This is a genomic window from Vibrio sp. Y176 (assembly GCF_033438945.1).
In genome coordinates this window covers 1-947 of record NZ_JAWOQS010000174.1, presented here as the reverse complement: position 1 = coordinate 947, position 947 = coordinate 1, and the positions used below count along the sequence as shown (strand labels likewise).

Genomic DNA, 947 nt, shown 5'->3' with positions numbered 1-947 from the left:
CTACTTTCAATCACTTTCGTTATGCTTCTGCCATTTCGTGCAGTGGCGTCTTGGTACGAAGTGACAGGCGTTGCCACGATCGTTTCTTCTGAAGATGCGGCAAGGCTCCATGCGTTGGAAGACGCTCTATTCAAAGCCGTCAACTTTTCGGGCGCAGACATTGGCAGCATCAGTAATTTGATGCCGCTATTGGAAGAAAACCGCAAAGAATATCAGTTTACTAACCATGAGGTGCGCTACATTCTCGTGGAATCTGAGCGCAAACGCGGTGGTAAAATGGAAATGAAGATCCGAGTGGACATCTATCCATCGGCAACGGGTTGCCACACGGATCAATACAAAAAGACTATTTTGGTCGGTAACATTGACGTTGCCTCTCCCCAACAAGCAGTCATGGGGCAAATCTACCAAGTGGGTGACGATTTCAGCAAAGTCGTTAATCGCCAATTGGATCAAACCTCGCGCAGCTTCGTTTCTGTTGGCACGACAGACTACTCAATCAGCAGCAATTATCCAGCTCGCACTCAAATGATTGCGCAGGACAACGGCGCACAATACATTATTGGCGGCGTGATCACTGACTTAACGGCAACGATTGAATCTCAACTCTTAAAAGACGACATCATTAACCGCCAGTTTGCTTTAGAGATGAAAGTCTTCGATGGTAAGACAGGCCATGAAGTCTTCAACAAAGCGTACCGCGAAGTCGCGCGTTGGCCATTCGCCAAAACCAGCCAAGTGGACACTCGCAGCGCACGTTTCTGGGCATCGACCTATGGCGAAATGATGCTACGCGTCAGCCGCAACATCATGTTAGACCTCGAGTCCGAACTGTCTTGCAAGATTACCCTACCGGAAGTGGTGGCCGTTTTTGGCAACACCGTCACGATGGATCTGGGCCGTATGCACGGCGTAAAAGAAGGTGACAAGCTACAACTGTGGCACAC

At 49.3% G+C, this 947-nt stretch carries 1 protein-coding gene; it reads left to right on the top strand.

Annotated features, from left to right (window positions below; genetic code table 11):
- Nucleotides 1-947: flagellar assembly protein T N-terminal domain-containing protein (locus R7O13_RS24915; protein ID WP_318304949.1), on the top strand; the 947-nt coding region annotated here is incomplete at both ends.